The sequence below is a fragment of the Arthrobacter sp. QXT-31 genome (genome assembly GCF_001969265.1).
GTDB lineage: Bacteria > Actinomycetota > Actinomycetes > Actinomycetales > Micrococcaceae > Arthrobacter.
Map to the genome: position 1 here is coordinate 3,470,088 of NZ_CP019304.1, position 24,865 is coordinate 3,494,952.

21 protein-coding genes are annotated in these 24,865 nt (G+C 66.7%); 11 read left to right on the forward strand and 10 right to left on the reverse strand.

The window, feature by feature from the left end:
- Positions 1–123: 123 nt before the first annotated feature.
- The 4 genes from BWQ92_RS24020 to BWQ92_RS15740 form a co-directional block, all read right to left on the reverse strand.
- Positions 124–441 (reverse strand): hypothetical protein, encoded by a 318-nt coding sequence (locus BWQ92_RS24020; protein WP_076800960.1) that lies wholly within the window; start codon positions 439–441, stop codon positions 124–126.
- A 55-nt stretch (positions 442–496) separates the two neighbouring features.
- Positions 497–994 carry a hypothetical protein gene (locus BWQ92_RS15730; protein ID WP_157365177.1) on the reverse strand — a complete coding sequence of 166 codons (498 nt, stop codon included), beginning with the start codon at positions 992–994 and terminating at the stop codon, positions 497–499.
- Positions 995–1,122: 128 nt separating this feature from the next.
- Positions 1,123–1,857 carry a response regulator transcription factor gene (locus tag BWQ92_RS15735; RefSeq protein ID WP_076800963.1) on the reverse strand — a complete coding sequence of 245 codons (735 nt, stop codon included), beginning with the start codon at positions 1,855–1,857 and terminating at the stop codon, positions 1,123–1,125.
- Positions 1,854–3,551 (reverse strand): sensor histidine kinase, encoded by a 1,698-nt coding sequence (locus BWQ92_RS15740; RefSeq protein WP_076800965.1) that lies wholly within the window; start codon positions 3,549–3,551, stop codon positions 1,854–1,856. The genes BWQ92_RS15735 and BWQ92_RS15740 overlap by 4 nt, the downstream gene beginning before the upstream one ends.
- Before the next feature lie 589 nt (positions 3,552–4,140).
- Between BWQ92_RS15740 and BWQ92_RS15745 the strand changes: the two genes are divergently transcribed.
- The 6 genes from BWQ92_RS15745 (at position 4,141) to BWQ92_RS15770 (ending at position 13,767) form a co-directional block, all read left to right on the forward strand.
- Positions 4,141–5,613 (forward strand): BTAD domain-containing putative transcriptional regulator, encoded by a 1,473-nt coding sequence (locus tag BWQ92_RS15745; RefSeq protein ID WP_236782978.1) that lies wholly within the window; start codon positions 4,141–4,143, stop codon positions 5,611–5,613.
- Entirely contained in the window at positions 5,606–6,997 is a 1,392-nt protein-coding gene (locus BWQ92_RS15750; RefSeq protein WP_076800968.1) for a sensor histidine kinase, read from the forward strand. Before BWQ92_RS15745 ends, BWQ92_RS15750 begins: the two co-directional genes overlap by 8 nt.
- Before the next feature lie 172 nt (positions 6,998–7,169).
- Positions 7,170–8,168 carry an o-succinylbenzoate synthase gene (locus BWQ92_RS15755; RefSeq protein ID WP_076800970.1) on the forward strand — a complete coding sequence of 333 codons (999 nt, stop codon included), beginning with the start codon at positions 7,170–7,172 and terminating at the stop codon, positions 8,166–8,168.
- Positions 8,169–8,400: 232 nt separating this feature from the next.
- Entirely contained in the window at positions 8,401–10,491 is a 2,091-nt protein-coding gene (locus BWQ92_RS15760) for a PhoX family protein (protein ID WP_076800972.1), read from the forward strand.
- A 327-nt stretch (positions 10,492–10,818) separates the two neighbouring features.
- Positions 10,819–12,582 carry a 2-succinyl-5-enolpyruvyl-6-hydroxy-3-cyclohexene-1-carboxylic-acid synthase gene (gene menD / locus BWQ92_RS15765; RefSeq protein WP_442856766.1) on the forward strand — a complete coding sequence of 588 codons (1,764 nt, stop codon included), beginning with the start codon at positions 10,819–10,821 and terminating at the stop codon, positions 12,580–12,582.
- 351 nt (positions 12,583–12,933) lie between these two features.
- Positions 12,934–13,767 carry a hypothetical protein gene (locus BWQ92_RS15770; RefSeq protein ID WP_335633068.1) on the forward strand — a complete coding sequence of 278 codons (834 nt, stop codon included), beginning with the start codon at positions 12,934–12,936 and terminating at the stop codon, positions 13,765–13,767.
- A 127-nt stretch (positions 13,768–13,894) separates the two neighbouring features.
- Here BWQ92_RS15770 and BWQ92_RS15775 read toward each other — a convergent pair whose 3' ends face one another.
- From BWQ92_RS15775 to BWQ92_RS15790, 4 genes are all read right to left on the reverse strand, one after another.
- Entirely contained in the window at positions 13,895–14,698 is an 804-nt protein-coding gene (locus tag BWQ92_RS15775; RefSeq protein ID WP_076800976.1) for an amino acid ABC transporter ATP-binding protein, read from the reverse strand.
- A 12-nt stretch (positions 14,699–14,710) separates the two neighbouring features.
- Complete coding sequence (locus BWQ92_RS15780; RefSeq protein WP_076803765.1) at positions 14,711–15,505, reverse strand: amino acid ABC transporter permease; 795 nt, start codon at positions 15,503–15,505, stop codon at positions 14,711–14,713.
- A 102-nt stretch (positions 15,506–15,607) separates the two neighbouring features.
- On the reverse strand, positions 15,608–16,414 hold the full coding sequence (locus tag BWQ92_RS15785; protein WP_076800978.1) for an ABC transporter substrate-binding protein: 807 nt from the start codon (positions 16,412–16,414) through the stop codon (positions 15,608–15,610).
- A gap of 205 nt (positions 16,415–16,619) precedes the next feature.
- Positions 16,620–17,942 (reverse strand): isochorismate synthase, encoded by a 1,323-nt coding sequence (locus tag BWQ92_RS15790; protein ID WP_076800980.1) that lies wholly within the window; start codon positions 17,940–17,942, stop codon positions 16,620–16,622.
- A 114-nt stretch (positions 17,943–18,056) separates the two neighbouring features.
- On the opposite strand from BWQ92_RS15790, the gene BWQ92_RS15795 reads away from it, so the two are divergent.
- From BWQ92_RS15795 to BWQ92_RS15810, 4 genes are all read left to right on the forward strand, one after another.
- The gene (locus tag BWQ92_RS15795; RefSeq protein WP_236783228.1) at positions 18,057–18,836 is read left to right on the forward strand and encodes a demethylmenaquinone methyltransferase; all 780 of its coding nucleotides are present in this window, start codon (positions 18,057–18,059) and stop codon (positions 18,834–18,836) included.
- Positions 18,837–18,840: 4 nt separating this feature from the next.
- Positions 18,841–20,175: a geranylgeranyl reductase family protein gene (locus BWQ92_RS15800; protein WP_157365178.1), complete on the forward strand. Its 1,335-nt coding sequence runs from the start codon at positions 18,841–18,843 to the stop codon at positions 20,173–20,175.
- A 9-nt stretch (positions 20,176–20,184) separates the two neighbouring features.
- Positions 20,185–21,285 carry a polyprenyl synthetase family protein gene (locus BWQ92_RS15805; RefSeq protein ID WP_076800986.1) on the forward strand — a complete coding sequence of 367 codons (1,101 nt, stop codon included), beginning with the start codon at positions 20,185–20,187 and terminating at the stop codon, positions 21,283–21,285.
- A gap of 448 nt (positions 21,286–21,733) precedes the next feature.
- The gene (locus BWQ92_RS15810; RefSeq protein ID WP_076800989.1) at positions 21,734–22,579 is read left to right on the forward strand and encodes a type IV toxin-antitoxin system AbiEi family antitoxin domain-containing protein; all 846 of its coding nucleotides are present in this window, start codon (positions 21,734–21,736) and stop codon (positions 22,577–22,579) included.
- Positions 22,580–22,702: 123 nt separating this feature from the next.
- On the opposite strand, the gene BWQ92_RS15815 is transcribed toward BWQ92_RS15810, so the two are convergent.
- Together BWQ92_RS15815 and BWQ92_RS15820 are read right to left on the reverse strand one after the other, a co-directional pair.
- Positions 22,703–23,125 carry a hypothetical protein gene (locus BWQ92_RS15815; protein WP_076800991.1) on the reverse strand — a complete coding sequence of 141 codons (423 nt, stop codon included), beginning with the start codon at positions 23,123–23,125 and terminating at the stop codon, positions 22,703–22,705.
- 14 nt (positions 23,126–23,139) lie between these two features.
- Positions 23,140–23,811, reverse strand: coding sequence for a trimeric intracellular cation channel family protein (locus BWQ92_RS15820; protein ID WP_076800993.1), 672 nt, complete (start codon positions 23,809–23,811; stop codon positions 23,140–23,142).
- 60 nt (positions 23,812–23,871) lie between these two features.
- On the opposite strand from BWQ92_RS15820, the gene BWQ92_RS15825 reads away from it, so the two are divergent.
- Positions 23,872–24,732: a sirohydrochlorin chelatase gene (locus BWQ92_RS15825; protein WP_076800995.1), complete on the forward strand. Its 861-nt coding sequence runs from the start codon at positions 23,872–23,874 to the stop codon at positions 24,730–24,732.
- Positions 24,733–24,865: the final 133 nt, after the last annotated feature.

The window sequence follows — 24,865 nt, forward strand, 5'->3', positions numbered from 1 at the left end:
CACCGGGCCGGCTGCTTGGGCCACCCAGCCTGGCCGGACATGCATCGGGTACCCGTGCCGCGGCGGGTACCCGGTCTGTGGGGCAGCCGGAGCTGCCGTATTTGTCTCTCATGTGTTCGTCCGTTAGGCGTGCGGTTCGGCTGCTGCAGCCCGCTCGCCGCGCGGGGGACGCCCGCCGCGCCGGTTCCTGTCGCGCAGGTGGTCCAGCAGCGCCTGTTCGGGATGCCCGGGGTTCTCCGCCAAGTGGCGCAGGAGCCGGCGCCGCACCTCGGAGCGCGGATCGGCGGTGGAGAGCACGTTGTGGATGATGTCCAGGACCTGTTGATGCAGCTCCGAGTCGTCCACCATCACGGTGGTCGGCTGGCCGTAGGGTGAGTCGACCGTGGAGCCCCACCGGTCCGGCGGAATGGGCTCGTACAGATCGCGGAATTCGGTGTGCATCACTGACTCCTTATTGCGGTGGGAAACTGCTTCTTCGGGTTGCCGCCGCGTGCGTTTATTCATTGCTGCTGCCACTCCTGCCGCTGGTGCCGGAGGGGCCGCTGGTGCCGTCGAGCCGGTCCGGGGACGTTGGGCCCGAGGACGTTGAATCGTCAGTGGGTTCCACTGCCGGCGAAGTGACCTGGCCCGGTTCCACAAGCTCGACGCCGGTGACCTCGCTGGAATCCACGTCAGCATCCGGGTCGTCGGGAGCCAACCCGGTCTCCGCCGGGTCGGTTGGCTTGGTGGAGCGGGGCGAGGAGGTGGCAGGGTCCAGCGGCGCCCATTTCCGCGCCGGTGATGTGGTCCTGGGCGTCGCCGTGGGATCGGTAAGCCTCGACAGTCGCGGGTCCTCAGTGAAGCCCTCGATGTTGAAGACCGGATCGCGGGGGTCCGGTTCACGAACAATTACGCCGGCTTCCTGATCTGTCGGAGCCCCGATGACGGCCTGCGCCCAGACGGTGATGCTGGCGAGTCCCACCAGCGGAACGCTCAGCAACAACCACCTCTTCATCGGCCTGCCACACCTCCTTCGTGCTTCAACTTTGGAGGGTGAAGGTGAGGCACGGATGAGACGTGGATGAGAGTCTTCTCATGCACCGTCGGGCTGGTTGCAGCCAGTGAGCCTATGAGCCGGCGGACCTATATTGAATGGTCCTCGGCAACATCCGCGGTGCCGGATGGATCATCCGGGGCCGTCGTGGAGGGGCCGGGCAAACACACGAGGCGGTAACCCACGCCGCGGACCGTCTGGATGCGCTCCTGGCCGAGCTTGTGCCGCAGGTACCTGACGTACACGTCCACCACATTGGAGGAGCCTTCGAAGTGGTAGCCCCACACCCTGCTCAGGAGCTGCTCGCGGCTGAGCACCTTGCCGGCGTTCTCCATGAACGTCCGGGCCATGACGAATTCCCGCGCGGACAGGTCGATCACATGGCCGCCGATCTCGGCGGTGCGCAGGTTGACGTCGAGCGACAGGTCGCCGCAGACGAGCGTCGGGGCGGAAGCCACCGCCTGCGCGCCCCGGAGCCGCAGCTTGATGCGGGAGAGGAGTTCCTCGAACCGGAACGGCTTGGTCATGTAGTCGTCCGCGCCGCCCTCGAGCGCTGCCACCGTGCTTTCGAGGCTGTCCGCTGCCGTGAGGATGATCACCGGAATCGTGGAGCGCATGTCGCGGAGGTTCTTGAGCACGGTGAGGCCGTCCATCCTCGGCATGCCGATGTCCAGGATGAGGAGGTCGAACTCCCCGGATGTGGCGTAGTCCAGTGCCTTCACCCCGTCCGAGACCTGGGTGGTGGTATAGCCGGCCGCCGTAAGGCCTTTGGTGAGGAAAGCCGCAATGCGGGGCTCGTCGTCGGCGATCAGGATCCGGGTCAAGAGGTACCTCCCGCCCGGGTGGCCAGTTCAATGCCCGACGCCGGTCCCGCCGGCTTTGGTTTGCCGCCTCCCGTGCCCGCTCCCTTATGCCGCGGTCCCTTGGCGGCGTGGCCCCTAGCGGCACGGAGGTCAGCACTGCTGCCGCTCCGGCCGGCGCTGTCTGCCGCGGCTGAATCATCCGCCTCGCTGTCCGCCTGCCGTCCCCCGGCCGGGATCCGGAGCACGAAGCGGCTGCCCTTGCCCACCTCCGATTCCAGCAGCACCGTGCCGCCATGCGCCTCGGCGATGGCCTTCACGATCGACAGCCCCAGTCCGGAGCCCTCCGAGGTCTCCGCGTTGCTGCCCTTGCCAAAGCGTTCGAAGATGCGCTCATGGTCGCCGGCGGGGATCCCGGTGCCGGTATCCGACACCCAGATCTCCAGCACCCTGGATACCGGGTTTCCCAGCTCCCGCACAACTACCGCCCGACCGCCCTGGGAGGCGCCGCCGTCGTCCTCCATCCACGCCCCGCCAACGGAAATGCGGTCCGACTCGGACGTGTGCTTGACGGCGTTGGCGGCGAGCTGCTCCAGTGCCTGGGTAAGCCTGCGGCGATCGGCGCGGATCAGGCCCCCGGGCCTGGCGTCCAGGTGCCACTGGCGCTCGCCGAGGACGCGGACCCGGTTCAGGACGTCCTCCAGAAGGTCGTCCGCCTCCACCCAGTCAGGCGTCACGAAGTCCGGCCGGCCGCTGCGGGCAAGGATCAGGAGGTCATCCACGAGTACCTGCATCCGGTCCAGCTCGTCCAGGAGCAGCATGCGGGTCTGGTCGACGTCGTCGGGATCCCCTGCGCGGAGCAGTTCCAGGTAGCCGCGGATGATCGTCATGGGAGTACGCAACTCATGGCTGGCATCGTGGACGAAACGGCTCTGGTTGTCGAAGCCGGACTCAAGCCGCTCGAGCATGCGGTTGAAGTTCATGGCGAGCTGGGCTACGTCATCAGTGCTGTCGGGCACCTCAACCCGTTTGGTCAGGTCCTCATAAGTCGTGGCCTCAGTGGCTTCGCGGAGCCGCCGGACGGGACGCATCAAACGGCCGGTGACCAGGTAACCGACCAGACCGGTCAGCGCGAGCGTCCCCATGGAGGCCAGGGCAAACGTCCACATCGAGGCGAAAACCTCGGAGCGCTGGGCGCCAATCTCGCTCGAGGCAATCAGCAGGCCCTGGTCCTGGCGGCCGCCGGCCAGGGACACTGCAGTAATGGCCAGCCGGACCTGCCGGCCGTCCAGTTCAATGTCCCGCATCACGGTCTCGCCCGGGACGCTCCAGTCCCAGACATGGTCGGTGACGGCCTCGGTGTTGAGGTTGGTGGGCTGTTTGGCTTTGGGAAGGATGACGATGCCGCCGCGGATGATGGTCATCACGGACTCGTAACCGCCCGGAGCCCCATTGCGCAGGTAGGTCGCAAAGAGCTCGTGCAGGGAGGAGTAGCCCGCGCCAAAGTTGTTCGGCGAGCCCAGCCGTGCCAGCACGTCCAGGTTGTCCCGGGGCAGCAGCAGTTCAGAGTTCACCCGGTCGTTGAGGCTCTTCAGCTGGGCGGCATGGGTGGCGGCGCCGGCCACAAAGAGGCCTACGGCCATGAAGACGAGCAGCGTGGCCAGCAGCCGGAAGCGGACGGAATGGATTTCCGTGCGCAGTGCGCCGGCCGTATTCATGGGTCTACCCGGCCTCTTCTGGTATGTGACGCGCGTAACACAACACACGCCAGGGCCAGCCCGGCAGAAATTTTTTGAAATCCGGGGCGGCCAGCAAAGACGCACATCGCCGAGTACTCGGAGTACTTGGTTGTACCCGGCCCGGCCATAGGACGCGTCATTGGATCACCCATTTCATGCTGGCTCGGCGGTCCTCCGGGGACGAGGATCGCAGTAGTACCGCTCTAACTGCAGTAATACGACTGTAGCCCCGGGTTCTTGGGAAAAACTTGGTGCTGTTGGACCCCACCGCCGTTGTTCGCGCCGGTTCGAGGGGAGCCGCGGGCCACCCCAACCGCGTGGTGCCCGGTCTATGCAAAAGCAACCAAGTAGTACCTGCCCCGAAATTCGAGTACTCGCTACTCGTGCCCCTACTTGCCTGAGTGACAAGTATGAATCCAAGCCATTCATGGGGAATGCAGTTCATGGGGATAGTAGGTGCAGAAAAATGGTTCAGACCGTTGCAGAAGATACTCGTTGGGCCCGGAGAGTCAATGACGACGAGTACCTTCCAAACTCACTGGAAGATGCTGGTGGCACAACGACGAAGTTGTCCATCAACATCCTGGGTCCGCTCCGGGTCCGCCGCGGCGGAGTCGTGATCGGATCCCACGAGCTGGGCGGTCCCAAGCCGCGCCAGGTCCTTGAAATCCTGTTGCTCAAGCTGGGGACCCCGGTCTCCAAGAACCACCTGATCGACGTGCTGTGGAACGGCCAGCCGCCGGCTGAGGCCCTGTCCACGCTCGAGAGCTACGTCAGCGTCCTGCGCCGGCACCTTCAGCCGGGAAGCGGCAAGGGCGGCGCTCTCCGCACGGTCACCGGCGGTTACATGATCGACCGCAGCATGGTTGATCTGGACCTGGACCGCTTTGATGACCTCCTCAAGCAGGCCGGGCATGCCTCTCCCGAGGAATCCTTCCGGCTGCTCGAGAAGGCCCTCGACATCGCCTCGGTGCCGCTGCTCGGTGATGAGCTGCTGGCCGGCTGGGCTGAAGAGGAACGTGCTCTCCACTCCGCACGCGTCGCCAGCATCAAGGCACGGGCAGCGGAAGCCGCCGTCGCCGTCGGACATCCGGAACGCGCGGTGGCCCTTGCCAGCGAACTGCTGGTGGACGATCCCATCAATGAGCGCGCCTGGACCGCCCTGGTCCTGGGCCTCGAGGAATCCGGGCAGTACATGGAAGCACTGCGGGCCTACGGGCGCTGCCGCCGGGTCATGGACCAGGAGATCGGCTGCCTCCCCGGACGTCCGCTGCGGGAAGCACACGCCCGGCTGCTGCAGGCAACGGCCGCCAGCGAGGACGACATGGATCTCTCAGATGCGGATGCTCCGCTCCAGGCAACTTCCCAGAACACCCGGGAAATCAGCATCCTGACCATCGACGACCACAGCACGTTCACCGAACTGCTCACGGCCGCACTCGACCGCGAGCCGGACCTGCGGAGCGTCGCTTCGGCCACCACCGCCAAGAGCGGCGTGGAGCAGAGCATTGCCCTCAAGCCCGACGTCGTGATCATGGACTTCCACCTGCCCGACGGCGACGGCCTCACCGCCGCTGCCCGCATCCTGACTGACGCGCCGAACACCCGGATCGTCATGCTCACCGGCGACCCGACGCCGGAAGCTCTGCGGACCGCCGCCTCCATGGGCATCTGCGCCTTCCTGCCGAAGGGCGGATCGCTGTCCACGCTGCTGGATACCCTCCGCTACGCACGGGCCGGCAACATGGTGGTCCACCCCTCGCTGGTGGCCCAGCTGGGCATGGCAACTCCCGCTCCGGCCCCCGCGGCCCGCGAAGTGGAGCCGGGCGGACCCGTCCTGACCCCCCGGGAACTGGATGTGCTGCGGCTGATGGCCGGTGGCCACGGGTCGAAGGAAGTGGCCAGCAAGCTGGACATCTCCCTCAACACCTGCCGCGGTTACGTGAAGGCGATCTTCGCCAAGCTGGGTACGCACTCGCAGCTCGAATCGGTCATGGAAGCGTCACGGCGCGGCATGCTCGAGCAGCCGACAAATGGCTAGGCCATCGCTCGGTAAACCTGCCCTTTTCCGCCCGTTCGAATCGCCGGCCTACCACAATTCCGAGGTTTTCAAGGCAGTCCGGCGGTTCCTGCTCATGGGGCTGGTTGCCCTGGTGGTGGTCACCACCCCGGTGGCCTTCTGGATCTGGTCCGAGGCTGAACGCCACGCACTGCAGAACTCCAAGGACGCCACCCACCACCTGGCCAACAACGTGGTGGGGCCGCTCCTGGATGAGGAAGTCCTGTCCGGCCAGCCCACGGGGACTGAACGGCTCGAGGAGCGCCTCCGCCCCTGGGTCGAGTCGTCCTCGGTGTTCGAGATCAGGCTTTGGGACAAGGACGGGCGGATCGTCTACGCGGACGACCCCAAGCTCGTCGGCCAGACCTTCGGCCTGCCGCACGAGGCGCAGGACGTCCTGGCCGGCGGGGACGTGCCGGCCAACCTGGAGATGCAGAAGGACGAGGTCAACACACCCGGCGTCGAAAACGGCGAGCTCGTGGAGGTCTACGTGCCCGTCACATCCCCGGACGGGCAGAAACTGGTCTTTGAGAGCTATTACGACGACGACGGGGTCCGCCAGGAGCAGGCCGCCGTTCTGTTCGGCATGGCTCCGCCGTTCCTCCTGTCGCTCGCCGTCCTGCAGCTGGCGCAGCTGTTCCCGGCAGTCCAGCTGGCACGCAGGATCCAGGCCTATGAAGCTGGCCGGAGCCGCCTGCTCCGCCGGGCCATCGAAGCCTCCGAGCTTGAGCGGCAGCGCATCGCCCGGGACCTGCACGACGAGGTGATCCAGGAACTCTCGGGCCTGTCCTATGTGATGGAGTCCGAGGAACTGCACAGCCCGGTGGGCCAGCGGGCGCTGTTTTCCGACGCACGGCGGATCCTGCAGGACAATGTCCGCAGCCTGCGGGCCATGACCAGCGAGCTGTATCCGCCGGACCTGAACCGCCTTGGCCTTTCCGGGGCGCTGGCACGGCTTGGTGATCCGCTTGAGGAACGCGGGATCAGCCTGGAACTCGACCTGCCGGAGAAGTGCGAGCTGGACCGGGACCGCGCGGCGCTCTTCTACCGGGTGGCGCGTGAAGCCCTGGCCAACACCGCAAAGCATTCCCGGGCGTCCAAGGCAGAACTCCACCTCCACCAGGACGGCGGCCGCTCGGAGATCCGCATTCAGGACGACGGCTGCGGCTTCGACCAGAGCGAGGGATCGCCGGAAGGACATTTCGGCCTGCGCATCATGAAGGACACCATCGGTGAGGCCGGCGGAACGCTCCAGGTCATGTCCGCGCCCGGCCGGGGAACCACGGTGATCGCGCGCTTCGGGGGCGGGGGCACCGACGTTCCGGCCTCCTTCGGCCACGAGTCGGAGCCGGTGCCCACGGCGTAGCTCCCGGCGCGCACTGCACCCACAGACCGCCGGTCCCTCCAATGAAGTAGGGGCCGGCGCAGTTCCGTCCCAAACCCTCTCGCAGTTTCTGCCGCTTTTCCCCAAACCCTCTTGCAGTTTCTGCCGCTTTTCCCCAAACCCTCTTGCAGTTCCGCGCCGGTACAGTGAAGCCATGCCCCTCCAGCACCCGTCCCTTGAGGAACTGCTCTCCAGCGCCCGCGTCGTGACACTCCCCATGCGCGTCAAGTTCCGCGGGATCCTGGAGCGGGAAACGCTGCTCCTTCACGGCCCGGTGGGGTGGGGCGAATTTGGTGCCTTTCCCGAGTACGGCGACGCCGAGGCCTCCCGCTGGCTGGCGTCGGCCATCGAGGCTGGGTGGCACGGTTTCCCGGAGTCCGTGCGGACCAGCATCCCCGTCAACGCCACCGTGCCCGCCGTCGCGGCAGAACGGGTGCCGGACATACTGGCCCGGTTCGGCCGTGTGGACGCCGTCAAGGTCAAAGTGGCCGAGCGGGGCCAGACGCTCGACGACGACACCTCACGGGTGGCCGCTGTCCGCGCTGCGCTTCCGGAGGCCGCAATCCGGGTGGACGCCAACGGCGGTTGGGACATTCCGGCGGCGGTGGCGGCGCTCACCCGGCTCGCCGACGCCGGCCTGGAGTACGCCGAGCAGCCGGTGGCGGAGATCGACGGCCTGGCCGAGGTGCGCCGGCGGCTCCGCGCTGCCGGGGTGCCCGTCCTGATTGCCGCGGACGAAAGCGTGCGCAAGGAAGAGGATCCTCTCAAGGTGGCCCGGGCCGGCGCTGCCGATCTGCTCGTCGTGAAGGTTGCCCCGCTCGGGGGAGTCCGGCGCGCGCTGGAGCTGGTGGCGCAGGCGGGGATGCCCGCCGTCGTGAGTTCCGCTCTCGATACTTCCGTCGGGATCCGGGCTGGGCTGGCGCTCGCGGCCGCGCTGCCTGAACTCCCGTACGCGTGCGGGCTGGGAACAGTCTCGCTGCTGGCGGCGGACGTCGTCGCCGAGCCTTTGGTGGCCGACGACGGCGCCATCGCCTTGCGCGATGTTGTCGCCGACGAGGGGCTGCTTGAGGAGTACGCCGCCCCGGCTGAGCGCCGGGAATGGTGGCTCGCCCGCCTCCGCCGCGCCTACGCCCTGCTGCCCGCCCCGGCCTAACCCGAACCTCCCCGCCGATCCTCTCTCACTTCCTGCGGGTTTTCCCACGACGCTCTCCCACTTCCTGTCGGGTTGCGGCCGACGCTCCCTCACTCCCTGTCGGGTTGCGACGGACCCTTGCTCACCTGGGGAAGCCGAGTTCACCAGATCTTCATCCGAGTGTCGACTTCCGGTTGGCTTTCACTGGAAGGGTGGCGGTGCCGCATCTAAACCCTTGGAAGGTCTCTCTCCAATGTCTGAAATCTCCGGACGCAAGTTCGCTCTGCTGCCCATGCTCGGCCACACCAAAGGCAAGCGCAGCCCGATCACCTGCGCGCTCAAGTGCGACAACGCCTGCGCGGGCGACGTCTGCAACACGAGCTCGAACAGCTACTTCCGCGACATTGCCTCCACCACGCTGTCCCGCCGCGCCGCCCTGGGCTTTGGCGCCGCCGGTGCCCTCGCCGTCGTGCTTGGCGGTGCCGTAAGCGGCAGCGAGAAGGCCGTCGCCGACGGCGGAACGGGACTGTCGGCTGCTGCGAAGAACGGCTTTGGCCTGGGTGCGTCCAAGCTGCAGTTCACTGCCATCCCTTCCATTGCTGCCGACGTCGACGCCGTGACGGTGCCCGCCGGCTTTACCTGGCAGCCGGTCATCCGCTGGGGCGACCCGATCTTCAAGGGTGCCCCCGCCTTCGACCTGAACAAGCAGACCGCTTCCGCCCAGGAGCGCCAGTTCGGCTACAACAATGACTACACGGACATCCTCGAAATCCCCGGTAGCAAGGGCCGTCGCGCGGTGCTGTTCGCGAACCATGAGTACACGAACGACGCCATCATGTTCCCCCCGTCCAAGCCGGCCGGCGAGGTGCGCGACGTCAGCCAGGCCGCTCATGGCCTCTCCGTTGTGGAGCTGGAGCGCAAGAACAAGAACAAGCCGTGGAGCTACGTGCAGGGTGCACCCCTGAACCGGCGGTACCTGAACAGCACGCGCTACGAGCTCACCGGGCCCGCTGCGGGCTCCGCGCTGGTCAAGACCGTTGGCGACCCAGAGGGCCGCTGGATCAACGGCACGCTGGGCAACTGCGCCGGCGGCACCACCCCGTGGGGCACCATCCTCTCCGGCGAGGAGAACTTCAACGGCTACTTCGTTGCCCCCGGCACGTCCGCCTACGACAAGCGCTACGGCCTCACCAACAAGCCCACGGCCCGCCAGTGGGAGCTGGACGATCCGCGCTTCAACACCAACAACCCCGGCCACGAAAATGAGGCCAACCGCTTCGGCTGGATCGTGGAGGTTGACCCGTTCGACCCCACCTCCACGCCCAAGAAGCACTCTTCCCTGGGCCGCTTCAAGCACGAAGGCGCCAACGTCATCGTGGCCGGGTCCGGTCACGTGGTGGCCTACTCCGGCGACGACGAGCGCTTCGACTACCTGTACAAGTTTGTCTCGAAGGCCAAGTACCGCGAGGGCGACCGCAAGCACAACATGACGCTCCTCTCCGAGGGCGACCTCTACGTTGCCAAGTTCAACGGCGACTCCCCGGCTGCCGAAATCGACGGCACCGGCAAGGTCCCCTCCGACGGTTCCTTCGACGGCACCGGTGAATGGCTGCCCCTGGTGGTCGGCGGCAAGTCCAAGGTGGATGGCATGTCCGTCGAGGAAGTGCTCGTGTACACCCGCATCGCCGCCGACAAGGTGGGCCCCACCAAGATGGACCGCTGCGAGGATGTGGAACCCAGCCTGCACACCGGCAAGGTCTACGTGGCATGCACCAACAACTCGGACCGCGGCAAGATCGGCAAGGAGGGCGCCACCGAGGTCAACCCCCGCAATGCCAACCGTGACGGCCACATCGTGGAAATCACGGAAACCGGGGACCAGACGTCCACCAAGTTCACGTGGAACCTGCTGATGGTCTGCGGCGATCCCTCTTCCGGTGACGTCACGTACTTCTCCGGTTTCCCGGCCGACAAGGTCTCGCCGATCTCCTGCCCGGACAACCTGGCCTTCGATTCCGTGGGCAACCTCTGGATCTCCACCGACGGCGCACCGTCCGGCATCGGAAAGGCGGACGGCCTGTTCAAGGTCACCCTGGAGGGGGCCGAGCGCGGCCGGGTGGGGCAGTTCCTCGCCGTGCCCCGCGATGCCGAAACCTGCGGCCCTATCATCCACGACGACGAGCGCACCGTGTTCGTCTCGGTGCAGCACCCGGGGGAGGAGGGCACATTCGAAGCCCCGAACTCCTACTTCCCGGACTACGTTGCCGCCGGAGCAACTGCCCGTTCTGGCCAGGCCCGGGCTCCCCGCCCGTCCGTAATCCAGGTGTTCCGCACCGACGCCTAGGGTTTTTCCCGACGCGCCATCAGATCCTGCAGGGATTCTCCCGACGCGCCATCAGCTCCTGCCGGTTCCCGGTCAACGCTCTCTCACTTTCCCTTGGGAAAGTGAGAGAGCGTTGCCGATTAAGCGGCGGGAGGTGAGAGAGGGTTTGGGGTTGGGCGGCGGGAGGTGAGAGAGCGTTTGGGGTTGGGCGGCGGGAGGTGAGAGAGGGTTGGTTGGTGGCAGACTGGTTCGGTGACTTCCGAGCCCGACGAGCCTTCAGCCTCCACTTCCGACGCACCTTCCGCATCCATCTCCGACGGACCTTCCGCCCCCACTTCCGACGCGCGCATGGAACCTGCCGACGTGCCGGGCGGCACCCCTTCTGACTCGCCGAGCGACGCCGACGCCGGTGACGATCCCGCGCTAACGTCGGTCGCTTCCGCACGGATCGCCGTCGCGGCGCTGCTCGACGGCGGAGTCCGGTACGTCGTTGTCGCTCCCGGTTCGCGGTCCGCCCCCATGGCCTACGCGCTGGCGGAGGCATCGGCGGCGGGGAAAGTCGAACTGCTGGTTCGGATCGACGAGCGTTCGGCCGGGTTCACCGCGCTCGGACTGTCCCTGGCCACGGGCGCACCGGTAGCTGTGCTCACGACGTCGGGGACCGCCGTCGGGAATCTCCTGCCGGCGGTGATGGAGGCCAACCACGCCGCCGTCCCGCTGGTGGTGCTGTCAGCTGACCGGCCGGAAGAACTGCGTGGAACAGGCGCGAACCAGACCACCATCCAGCTGGACCTCTTCGGTGAGCACGTCCGGTTCGCCGTCGACATTCCCGCCGGGACGAGCCCGCAGCGGGCGGTGGAAACGGCGCTGGCCGCTGCCACCGGTGCCTTCGAGGACACCCCGCCGGGACCCGTTCAGCTGAACCTCGCCTTCCGCGACCCCCTGGTTCCCGAATCGGGGGAGCGGCTGCCCGAACAGCGCGGCCACGGGACGTTCCGGATCGGCACTGACCCGCTCACCATGACCCTCGATCCCGCCCCGGCTCACCTTCCCGAACGGCGCACTGTTGTCCTCGCCGGGCACGACGCCGGTCCGGTCGCCGAGGCGTTCGCCCGCGCCCACGGACTGCCGCTGCTGGCCGAGCCATCATCCAACTCCCGCTTCGGCCCCAACGCTGTGGGCCCGTACCGGCTGCTCCTGGAGCACTTCGGTCCGGACTCCGCCCTGCCGATCGAGCGTGCCGTGGTGTTCGGCCGGCCTACGCTTTCCCGGCCGGTGTCGGCGCTGCTTGCCAGGACGGACATCCCGGCAGCGCTGTACGAGCCGGTGCCGGTGGCCTGGTACGAGCCGGGGCGCCGCCGGGAAGCGCCCATCGCCAGCCTGGATGAGCTCGCCGAATTCGCCGGGCGGGGGTCATCCTTGTGGCTGGATGCATGGCTGCTGGCCGGCGCCGCGGCCCAGCATGCCGTCGACGGCATACTTGCCACCGAAGAGTCAGCAACGGGTCCGTCCGTCGGCGCCCTCGTGTGGCAGCACAGCCGCGGACAGCTGGTCCTGGGATCGTCCAACGGCATCCGGGACGTCGACCTCGCCGGGCAGCCCGCACCCGAACCGTCCGCCACGGTCTTCGCCAGCCGCGGCCTCGCCGGCATCGACGGCACCATCTCCACCGCCACCGGCATCGCACTCGGCGGCCACCAGGAAACCACCCTGCTGCTCGGCGACGTCACCTTCCTGCACGACGCCGGCGGGCTCTTCCTCGGCGCGGGCGAGGAACAGCCGCAGCTGCGCATCGTCGTGCTCAACGACGCCGGCGGTGCGATCTTCAGCCTCCTCGAACACGGCGCCGTCGCCGAGGCAGGCGGCTATGGGGACGCCGTCGAACGCCTCTTTGGTACCCCGCAGTCAGTGGACATTGCGGCACTCGCCGCAGCGTACGGCGTCGGGCACTGCTCTGTAAGCACGACGGCGGGACTCGCCGAGGCGCTTGCCGCGCCGTTCGCCGGACGCACGATTATTGAAGTGCGCACCGACCGGCACGAACTCCGCGCCCTGCACGGCAGAATCAAGGCGGCGGTGGGCTCGGCAGTGGCAGGCGTGCTCGCTGGCTAGGCCAGAGCGACACGGTGCCTGTGCGGCGACGCCTTGCCTGCCCGGCGACGCGCTGCCTGTCCGGCGACGCGCCAATTACCTGCCGCGGCGCAAATTCCGTGCGCGCCGAGTAGTCTGCGCGTCGCAGGGTAACTTCCGTGTCCTCTGGCTGTCGGTGGTCAACGCCGGGATATCCACATGGCGGCACGCACTTCTGTCGGACCGGCACCCTGTCCTGCGAGACTGCGAGCCATGGCAGAGCTACCAAGACTTATCCTCGCTCGCGAGTACATACAGCAGGGATTGACGCCGAATATGCTTGCCCGCCGGTGTAGTTCCGGTGCGCTCGTCCGGCTGCGGCAGGGAGTCTATGTGGACGGGGAAACCTGGGGCTCCCTCCAGCCATGGGACCAGTACCGGCTGAAGGTGCAAGCAGCGGCCGAAACCTTTACTTCGCCGACGGTGTTCACCTGGCATTCGGCGGCCAGTGTTTGGGGCGTTCCGACTGTCGGCCATCAACATCCGGTGCATGCGCTGACGTTTCAGAACGGCGGCGGCAGGTCCCGGGCTGGCGTCCGACGGCACTACGCGGATCCGGCCGGCGTGAAAGTGTTCCGTAACGACGACCTTTTGGTGACCGGCCGCGTGCGTACTGTCCTGGACCTCGCTGCATTCACATCTTTCGCAGAAGCCATCGTTCCCCTGGACCACGTGCTCAAACCCGACAGGGCCAGGAAGCTGCCGGCACTGTCGAAGGAACAGCTCCTCGCCGAAATCGAGGGAAACTACACCACCGCAGCAGTGCGGCGGATCACCCTGGCCGTCGAGTTCGCAAATGCGCGGTCCGCCTCACCGGGCGAGTCCTACAGCCGGGCACTCATGCATGTGGCAGGCTTCGAGGCACCTGATCTGCAGCACGAGATCCGGGTCGGGGCAGGTTTGGTTGGCTACTCGGATTATTACTGGGACGGCGCCCGTATCGCCGGAGAGTTCGACGGCGTGGAAAAGTACATGAAGCCGGAATACCTGAAGGGACGGACTCCGTCTCAGGTGGTGGTGGACGAGAAATGCAGGGAGGACCGGATCCGGGCTACCGGCTGCACCGTGGTCCGTTGGGTGTGGGCCGACCTCATGACGCCGGGACGGCTGGAACGGAAGCTGGCAGCGGCAGGAGTGCCCCGGCGTCGTGCTCGGTCCGCACAGTGATGCCGAGGCCTCCGGCGACGCGTAAATTCCCCCGCGATGCAGAAATGCCCTGGCGCTACTGGAATTCCAGCAGCGCCAGGGCATTTGCGCATCGGGGGACGGAATGCGCGTCGTGCGTCCCGCGGGCCTACTCGGCGATCTCGATGTGGGTGGGGTCCAGCACGCGGCGGAGGAACTCCTTGGTGCGGCCCTGGGTGGGGGAGCCGATGACCTGCTCGGCCGCGCCCTCCTCGACCACCACGCCGCCGTCCATGAACACCACGCGGTCGGCGACCTCGCGGGCGAAGCCCATCTCGTGCGTGACCACCAGCATGGTCATGCCTTCCTTGGCCAGGTTCCGCATGACCGAGAGGACGTCACCGACCGTTTCAGGGTCGAGCGCCGACGTGGGCTCGTCGAAGAGCATCAGTTCGGGGTCCATGCTCAGCGCGCGGGCGATCGCCACACGCTGCTGCTGGCCGCCGGAGAGCTGGTCCGGGAACCGGTCGGCAAGGTGCCCCAGCCCCACACGCTCAAGGTTGGCGCGGGCGATGCTGTCGGCTTCCGCCTGCGAACGCTTGAGCACCTTGGTCTGCGCAATTGTGCAGTTCCGCAGCGCGCTCAGGTGCGGGAACAGGTTGAACTGCTGGAACACCATGCCCACCTTGCGGCGCATCCGGTCGATGTCCACATCCGGGTCGGTCGCGTCGAAGCCGCCCACGTGGATGCTGCCCTGGTTGGGCTGCTCGAGCAGGTTAACGCACCGCAGCAGGGTGGACTTACCCGAACCGGAGGGGCCAATGAGGCATACCACTTCGCCCGGTGCGACGTCCAGGCTGATGCCCTTGAGGACCTCGTTGGAGCCGTACGACTTTCGCAGGTCCTTGATGGCCACGCCGGCGGCATGGACGGCACCCTTGTTACCGGGGGAGTGAATTACGACGTCGTTCATTGACTTCTCTGCCTATCGCTTGGTCCGCGCGGAGCGGCTTTCGAACTTCCGGGCCAGGAGGCTCAGCGGGATGGTGATCACCAGGTAGAAAGCACCGGCCACCAGGAGCGGGGTGAGGCCCGCGCCCAGGCTTGAGATGCCGTCGCGGCCGAACTTGGTGAGGTCATATTGGGACGCCGTCAGGCCAAGCACGTAGATCAACGAGGAGTCTTTGGTCAGGAGGATGATCTCGTTGGTAAGCGGCGGCAGCACGATCTTAAAGGCCTGCGGGATGACGATGGTGACCATCGCCCGCCACTGCGGCATGCCCAAGGAACGTGCGGCTTCCATCTGGCCCTTGGGAACAGCCTGCAGGCCGGCACGGAGCGTTTCCGCGATGTAGGCCGCAGCCACCATGCCGAGGGAAACCATCGCGATGACGGTGACATTCCACTGGACACCGAAGGCGAGCGGAACGCCGTAGCCAAAGGCGATGAACACCAGCAGCGCCGGGATACCTCGGAAGAACTCGATGTAGCCGGTGGCAATCCACCGGTACAAGGGAAAGCTGGAGAGCTTCATCAGGGCCAGCAGCAAGCCGCCGGAGAGGCCGAGGATGAAGCCGAGGGCCGTGTAGAGCAGGGTGTTCGTCAGGCCAACGACGAAGATATCCGGGAAGATCGGCGCGAGCTTGCCGAAGTTGAATACGCTGTTAGCGATGGTCTTCCAGTCGGTGGCCAGGATCAGCGCGGCCACAGCCACGACAAAGATTGATGCCTGAACGTACAGGCTCACCCTGGCCCGCTGTCGTGCGGTCATTGCGGTCATTGCCATCGTTGTCTCACATTCATTTTGCGCAGGTGAGGCCCCGTACGGACTGTGAACAGATCCCGGACGGGGCCCCTGATGCGTAGGCGTCAGGCGCGCCGGTTACTTGGCGGCTTCGCCGAACCAGTTGGTCTCGAACTTCTTGAGGCTTCCGTCGTCGGTGAGGCGCTTGAGCGTCTTGTTGACCTGTTCAAGCATGGCGGTGTTGCCCTTCTTGACGGCGATGCCGAGCTTCTCACCGGTGGCGTAGTTCTCGACGCGCTTGTACTTGGCGTCATCCTTGATGGCGTAGCCGAGGACCGACTGGTTGCCCAGGGCGGCGTCGATGGTGCCGGCCTTGAGCGCCTGGACCAGGAGGCCGGTGTCCTCGAACTGCTGCGCGTCGAGGCCCTTGTCCTTGGCGTACTTGGCACCCGTGGTGGCCTGCTGGACGCCCACCTTCTTGCCCTTGGCGCTGTCGAGGTTGGTGATGCCGGAGGCATCGGAGGCGACCAGCGTCAGGTCGTCGTTCAGGTACGGGTCGGAGAAGTCCATAACGGCCTTGCGGGTGTCCGTGATGGAGACGGACGAGATGGAGACGTCGCACCCCGTCAGCGCGGTGCCGGTCTCGATGGCCTCGAAGGAGCTGTCCACCACGTTGACTTCCGCGTTCATGTCCTTGGCCAGTTCGGCTGCGATGTCCATGTCGAAGCCGACGATCTTGCCGTCCTTCTGGAATTCGAAGGGCTCGTAGGGGACGTCGGAGCAGATGGTGAGCTTTCCGGCGTTGATGAGCTGGACGCCGCTGGTGGTGGTGGCAGCGGGAGTGGAGCTGCCGCCGCCGCAGGCGGTGAGGGTGAGGGCCCCGACGGCGAGGATTGCGGCTGCCTTGGCGCTGAATTTGGCCGTGGCAAGGGACTTGAGCTGCATTTCTTTACCTTTTGTTGCAGGGGTATGCGGAACTAAATCGGTTCATAGTGTATCGCCGTTGAGGAGATGTACGTCACAGAAAACTAAGTTTCACTATTTGATAACTAAACCACAGCACTTTTCAAGGGTTTTAATCGGGGGGATGTCCGAAATCCCGGACGCTTCCAGCCGGATGACCGGATCAGTCGTCAGAGGCGGGCCACTCTCAGTTGCTGATCCCCAGCGACTCCAGCATCGGCCGGAACTTCGCCCACGTCTCCGCCAGTTCCGCCTCGGGCTGCGAGCCCTCCACGATTCCGCAGCCGGCATATAACCGCACGGTAGTGGGGGATTCGATGACGGCTCCGCGGAGCGCGATGCCCCACTCGCCGTTGCCCGCGGCATCCAGCCAGCCCACCGGGCCCGCGTATGGTCCCCGGTCCAGGTGTTCGAGTTTCCGGATCAGTGCCCCCGCCACCTGCGTGGGGGTGCCGCAGACGGCGGCGGTGGGATGAAGGGCGTTGATCAGGGCCAGGCACGTGGGGACGTGGCCTTCCACCTCGGTGAGCTCGGCCTTGACGTCGGAGGCGAGGTGCCACACGTTCGGCAGCTCCAGGATGAACGGCTCGTCGTGCGCGTTCATGGCCTCGGAGAAGGGTGCGAGCTGGGTGGTCAGCGACTGGATGGCAATCGCGTGCTCGTGCCGCTGCTTCTCCGACCCCGCCAGGACCCGCTCGGCGTAATCGAGCGGCAGCCCGGCCTCGCCCACGGCATCGCGGCGGTCCAGCGTCCCGGCGAGCACCCTGGCCTGGGCGGTTCGTCCCTCCACCTGGATGAGCATCTCCGGAGTCGCCCCCACCAGGCCGTCCACTCCGTAGGTCCAGCATTCCCGGTACCGGCTGGCCAGCTGCCGCAGCACCTCGGCGGCATGGACGCCGTGGGGAACGGTGGCCACGATGTCCCGCGCCAGGACGAGCTTCTCGAGTTTCCCCGTACGGATCTCGGCGACGCCGGCGGTGACGGCGGCCATCCAGTCCTCTTCGCTGAGGGACCCGGTCGTCAGCGTTGCGGGATCCTGCAGGGCCGGGGGGTCGGAATGAACGACGGCGGGCGGCGGGTCCGACTCCAGCCACCCCTTCAGGGCGGCGAGGGCGCCCTCTTCGGTGAGTTCGCCGTCGTCGGCCGTTATCTGGGTGAGCCAGGCGCGGCCGTCCCGGACGCCCACCACGATCTCCGGCACAATCAGGCGGGACTCGTGGTCGGAAGCCTTGGAAAAAGCGAAGGATCCGAACGCCACCGGGCCGGTGCCGGGGCACTCCACATGGTCCGTGATGTCTGCCTCGATGACCAGGTGGCGCCACCAGATGTCCGCCTCCAGGAACCGCTCAGGGCCCGTGGCAGTGAAGCGCGCCACTTCGCCGAAGCCCACCAGGCCGGCCTCGCGGCGGGTCCAGCACAGAACGTCATCGCGGACCAGATACGGCGGCAGTCCCTCGGGAGCCGAATCTCCATCCAAAGGGACTGTCAGGGTGCGGAGGGTGCTGGTCATGATGGGTCAACACTACTCTGTCGGTACTTGAAGGTACTTGGGTACCAGAGCGCAGCACCACGCCCGGCCGCGCCCGTGGCACGGAGCCTGCTGATCTTTTGAGACAATGACATGGTGAACCGAGCATCCTTGGATAAGCGTCCGGACGAAGTAGCCACGATGTTTGACGACGTCGCACCCAAATACGACGTCGTCAACGATGTCCTCTCGATGGGGCAGACGCGCCGGTGGCGCAAGGTCGTGGTCGAAGCCATGGATGTCCGGGCCGGCCAGCGGGTGCTGGACCTGGCCGCCGGAACGGGAACCTCCAGCGAGCCGTATGCCGATGCCGGCATAAATGTGGTGGCCTGCGATTTCTCCCTCGGCATGCTCAAGGTGGGCAAGCGCCGCCGCCCCGACATCGACTTCATCGCCGGGGACGCCACCAACCTGCCCTTCGCCGACAACACCTTCGACGCCAGCACCATCTCCTTCGGCCTGCGCAATGTCAACGAGCCCAAGAAGGCCCTGGCCGAGATGCTCCGGGTCACCAAGCCGGGCGGCAAGCTGGTCATCGCCGAGTTCTCCCAGCCCGTCGTTCCGCTGTGGCGCACCATGTATACCGAGTACCTCATGCGCGCCCTGCCGGCCATTGCCACCAAGGTCTCGTCCAACCCGGACGCCTACGTGTACCTGGCGGAATCGATCCGCGCCTGGCCGGACCAGGACCACCTCGCCGCCTGGCTGCAGGAATCCGGCTGGCAGGACGTCACCTACCGCAACCTGAGCGGCGGGATCGTGGCCGTACACCGGGCCAACAAGCCGGTCAGCGGCAACGGCTCGGCGGAAGCCATCGCCGCCCACACCGGTCCGGTGGCCAAGCTGCGCCGCAACCTTCCGCGGACCGCGCGCTGACGCTGTGAAAGTACTGATTGTTGGCGCGGGTCCCGCCGGGTCCACCGCCGCGTATTACCTTGCCAAAGCCGGCATCGACGTCACGGTTCTGGAAAAGACCAGCTTCCCGCGCGAAAAAGTGTGCGGCGACGGTCTTACCCCACGGGCTGTCCGTGAAATCCAGAAGCTCGGCCTGCCGCACCCTGAGCAGGACGGCTGGCGCCGGAACAAGGGGCTGCGCCTGCTGGCCGGCGGCCGCACCCTGGAACTGCCGTGGCCCGAGGTCTCCGACTTCCCGCAGTACGGCCTGATCCGCACCCGGCTCGGCTTCGACGAGGAACTGGCCCGCCACGCCCAGGCCGCCGGCGCCACCGTACTGGAACGCCACAGCGTCACCGAGGCGCTGCGCAACGGTGACGGCCGCGTGACCGGGGTGCGCGCTGCGGTCCTTGACGAGTCCGGACGGAAGACGGGGGAGACGCTCGACTTCAGTGCCGACGTCGTGCTTGCCGCTGACGGCAACTCCACGCGCACTGCCGTCTCGCTCGGCATCCAGAAGCGCGACGACCGGCCGCTGGGCGTTGCGGTGCGCACCTATTTCCAGAGTCCGCGGCACGACGACGACTGGATGGAAGGCTGGCTGGAACTTCCAGGCCGCGACGGCAAGCTCCTGCCCGGGTACGGCTGGGTGTTCGGCGTCGGCGACGGCACCTCCAACGTGGGCCTGGGCATCCTCAACTCCTCCAAGGAGTTCGGCAAGCTGGACTACAAGCAGGTGCTCCGCGAGTGGACCGCCGGCATGCCTTCCGAGTGGGGCTTCACGCCCGAAAACCAGGTGGGGGAGATCCGCGGCGCCGCCCTCCCCATGGGCTTCAACCGCACACCGCACTACTCGCCTGGCCTGCTGCTCCTTGGCGACGCCGGCGGCATGGTGTCCCCGTTCAACGGCGAGGGCATCTCCTACGCCATGGAGTCCGCCCGCTTCGCGGCCGAGTTCATCATTGATGCAGCTGGGCGGGTCGCTTCCGGTGGCTGGAACGCGTCCGACGCCGATACCCGCCTCGCGGGGTACGAGGACTATGTGCGTGAACAGTGGGGATCCCACTTCACGCTGGGCCGAGCCTTCGCAACGCTGATCGGCAAGCCTGCCGTCATGAAGCTCGCGCTGCGGACCGGGATGCCCATCCCCGTGCTCATGCGCTTCGTGGTCCGCCTGCTGGCCAACCTGACCGACCCGTCGGCCAAGGGCTTCGAGGACCGCGTGATCCGCGTGCTCGAACTGCTGGTTCCCGCCACGTCCAACACCTCTGCCCTTGCCCCCGCCGGCCCCAAATCAGCGGTTTCCGCAACAAAAAGTTAGGGTTAACCCGTGACCAACTCCGCGAACCACAGCTGGACGCACGCCGGGCACGGCCTGCCGGACTCCGAACCCAGCCTCAACACCACCGCCATCGCCACCGGGCTGCAGCTGCCGGCAGGCTTTGCGGCCATCGCGGAAGACCCCGACCTGGGTCCTGCCATCACCACCAACCTTGCCCGGGTGGAGAAGAAGCTCCGCGAAGCAATCGCCAACTCCGACCCCCTGGCTGACGCAACGTCGCGTCACCTCGTGGAAGCCGGCGGCAAGCGCATCCGCCCCCTGCTGACCCTCCTCTGTGCCCACCTGGGCGACGCCTCCCTGCCCGCGGTGGTGCAGGCCGCCGTCGTGGTTGAACTGACGCACCTTGCCACCCTGTACCACGACGACGTCATGGACTCCGCGCCCTTCCGCCGCGGCGCCCCCACGGCCCACGAGGTCTGGGGCAACTCCGTGGCTGTCCTCACCGGTGACCTCATCTTCGCCCGCGCCTCCATCCTGGTGTCCGAGCTGGGCTCGCGCGCGCTCGGCATCCAGGCCAGGACCTTCGAGCGGCTGTGCCTGGGCCAGCTGCACGAAACCGTCGGGCCCCGCCCGGACGAGGACCCGGTGAAGCACTACCTCTCCGTGATCGCGGACAAGACCGGCTCCCTCGTGGCGGCCTCCGGGCAGTTCGGCGCCATCTTCTCCGGCGCCGACGAGGCTTACGAGCAGGTTCTGGTGGAGTACGGCGAGAAGGTGGGCGTGGCCTTCCAGCTCGCGGACGACGTCATTGACGTGACGGGCGTCAAGGTCAAGTCCGGCAAGTCCCCGGGCACGGACCTGCGCGAAGGCGTTCCCACCCTGCCCGTGCTGCTGCTCCGCAACGCCGCAGCGGGCGGCGACCAGTCCGCCGTCGAACTTCTCAAGCTGATCGACGGCGACCTCTCCTCGGACGAGGCCCTCGCCGAAGCCGTCGCAGGGCTGCGTGAGCACCCGGTCACGGCGGAGTCCTGGGTGGTGGCCCGCGCCTGGGCGGATGACGCCATCGCCGCACTGGCCCCGCTTCCGGAGGGCGTTGTGAAGGCCTCGCTGTCCAGCTTCGCGCGCGCCGTGGTGGACCGCGCCAGCTAGCGTATTGCGGCTTCAGACCCGCCAAGGAAGGCCCGCCCCCAAGGTGCCGGGCCTTCCTTGTTTAACCCGGTCTGCAGAAGCCGGGCCTGCAGATGCGGAACGGCCCCGGTTCTGCGCAGCGTCACGAGTCATACGCTGCGCGGAACCGGGGCCGTCTCTCCGTTCGCATCAAATCCACCGGAGGCATTCAGTGGACCCAAAAACACTCTATGACAGGTTTGTCATATCTGCAAAGTCCTTTGTTAATCGGGGTGTCACACGCTTTTGTAACCCGGTGCCCGCCGTCGTGACCTTCTTTGGCTCAGGAGGGTGGAAGACGCGCCGCAATATGGGGCTTTTGGCAGGTTTCACGCCTCAAAACGGGTCGGGACGGCGGCCCGGCCAATAATTGTCCACATGGCGAAGCCCAGGGCTGCCCGCGGCTCCGGTACTCGGCCACCTTTAAGTCATGGACCTTGAACTCTTCCTTGCCCGCCGCGGCGGTGTGGCCAGGAGAAGCGACATCCTGCGGGCGGGTTTCCAGCGGATCCAGCTGGATGCTTCGGTGGCTGCCGGCCGCCTGTACCGTCCGCAGCGGGGTGTGTACGCAGTGTTTAAGGCGGACCGCGACCTTCTTGCCGCGTTCAGGGCCAACGGGCAGCTGACGTGCGTCTCGGCCGCACGCTTCTATGGTCTGTGGGTCCTTCATCCGCCCCAGGCCCTGCACCTAAGCTGCGGTAACGGTGTGCCGAAGCGGGGAGTGATTGACCACGGGGCGTGCGTTCACGAAGCCACGTTGGCGTACCCCGTGGCTGCGTTGGCGGACGTACTCCTGCACGCGCTGAGATGCCTGCCGGAGCTCGAAGCCCTGGTCATGGTGCAGTCCGCCACCGGCGCAGGACAGATCTCGGTCAGTTTCCTGAGGAAGAAACTCATCGGGAACAGGAACGGCCGTGCCCGCGCGGTGCTGGACCTCCTGATTCCCCGGGCAGATTCCCTCCTGGAGGTGCTGGCGCATACCCATTTCGTTCGTGCGGGCCTCAAGGTGAGAATGCACGTGGACCTCCCGGGCGTGGGGGAGGTGGACTGCCTCGTGGAGGAATGCCTTGCGGTCGAGCTGGATGGATCGAGCCACTTCGAACCCAAGCAGATCAAGAAGGATCACAGAAGAAACAAAGCGGGCATGCTCGGTGGCCACCTGACTTTGCACTATTTCTATGACGACGTGGTCCACCAGCCAAAGGCGATGGTGGAGGAGATCCGCGCCTTGCTGCACCTGTGGGCAACGGGCAGGTTCGCGCCCAACCACTGGTAGGGCAGGACTCCGCCGTCGTGACCCTCTTTGCCGGGCGCAGGGCCGAAATACGCGGACGTTTGCGGCGTGTCACGGCCGCCAGGAGGTCAAACAGGGTCGGGACGGAGGAAGAAACCGAAAAACCTAGTCCTCGTCGTTGAAGGCCCAGTCGAACATGTCGAAGACGAACTCCGAGAACGTGCCTTCCTCGCTCTTCCACTGCCCGCGGACGTTGTTCCGGCGGTACACAATGGGGTCCGGGATGCTGAGGTCGCCCACGCGGAAGCCCCAGGTGAAGTTCTCTTCCTCGTCCTCGAGGAACATGAGGAAGCCTTCGTCATCCACTTCGAGTTCCTCGGGATCCCAGAAGTAGTGGTAGGCCTCCATGAGGTCCTCACAGCCGCCGATCGCGAGGTAGAACTCGCGCAGCACCAGGGGGATGGTGAATTGGTGGTCGGCGAGCTCCGCGTCCAGTTCGTCGGCGGTCAGCCCGTCCTCTTCCTGCCATTCGTCTTCGAGATACTTCGGGACCAGCGCGCGGAACTTCTCGAGGAACATGTCAGTCATGGCATTTATCCTAGCTAATCCCGGGGCCGTGAATTTCCGGGTTCCAGGCCCAGCCGGTACCACCCGCGGACCGCCAGCGGAATGCGCCAGGAAAGGCGCCACGCCACCACCCGGAAAGTGAAGGCCAAGGCCGCCACAACGCATGCCGTGATCGGATTGAACGCGTCCAGCTCCCACAAGATCGCAGTGAGGGCGGCACCCAGGAAGGCCGGCAGTGCGTAGAGGTCCCGGGCATCGAAGAGCCGGGGCACCTCGTTGGCTGTAATGTCCCGCAGCAGGCCGCCGCCCACCGCCGTCGTTACCCCGAGCAGTACCGCGGAGATGGGGTTCATTCCAAATGACAGCGCCTTCAGTGTCCCGGTGATGCAGAACAGGGCCAGCCCGGCGGCGTCGAACAGCGTGAGGAGCGAGGTGTAGCGCTGCACGCTGGAGAACAGGAAGTAGACCAGCCCGGTGGCCAGCAGCGGCGGCACCAGATACGCCGGGTTGCTGAACACCGCGGGCGGGCCGGCGCTGAGGATGATGTCGCGGATCACACCGCCGCCCAGCGAGACCAGGGAGGCGAGCAGCAGGGATCCGAGGAGGTCGAATTGCTTCCGCGCAGCGAGCAGCGATCCGGACACCGCGAAAAAGAAGATGCCCGCCAGGTCCAGCCATGCCAGGGCGATGTCAAAAGAGAATGTCATGGAGCGTCCCGGCAAACTTCAGGGGGCGGACAGTGCAGCTCCAACGTTACGCTAGCCCCTATGAATAGCCCGATCATGATCGCCTGTGCCCATGGGACCTCCAACGCGCAGGGAGCTGCCGAGGTCAACGCGCTCCGCGACGCCATTGCCGCGCTGCGCCCGGGGCTCGACGTCCGGGAGGCGTACGTGGACGTCCAGCAGCCCGATCTGGTGGACGTGGTCGCCGGGCTTCCCGCGGATACTGTCGCCGGGCTTCCTGCGGACACGGCAGCGTCCGACGGCGGTGCTGCCGCCACCTCTGGTGCTGCACTCCAGGCCGCAGCACCCCAAACCGCCGGTGGGCAGGGCGCCGCCGGCGCCTCCGCCGTCGTCGTTCCTCTGCTGCTCAGCGTGGGCTACCACGTGAAGGTGGACATCGCCAAGGCCGTGAAGAGCCGGCCGGGCACGGTGGCCGCGGCGCCGCTGGGGCCGGACCCGCGCCTCGCCGCCCTGCTGGACCAGCGGCTGCGGGAGGCCGGGGTTACGGACAATGACGCGATCGTGCTCGCCGCCGCTGGCTCGTCCAATCCGAACGCAGCGCTCAGCGTCGAGGAGCTGGCCGGACAGCTGCAGGCGCTGCGCTCCAACCGGATCGTCCCGGCGTACGGTGCCTCGGCCAAGCCGTCCGTCCCCGAAGCCGTGGCCATGCTCCGCGAGGAGGCCGCGGGCGGCGCCGGGGCAGGGGAGTCGGCAGGGGGCGTGAGCGTTGGCGGCCGCGTGGTGATTGCCTCGTACCTCCTGGCGCCGGGCTTCTTCCACGACCAGCTCGCCAAGGCCGGGGCGGACCTGGTGACCGAGCCGCTGCTGCCTTCGCCGGTGCTCGCCGAGATCGCGCTGGAGCGGTACGACGCCGCCCTGGCGGCCTACGCCGTCACCTCTTAGAGCGGCCCTGAAACGGACGCCGCCCGAAGCACAGCCAGGCCCCGCCGTTCAAGGCCTCCCGGCGAGTCATGACGAAATGTTTCTTTAGGTGACTTAGCATTTCCGGGCCTTTGTGACGTGTTTCGGCGCGGCT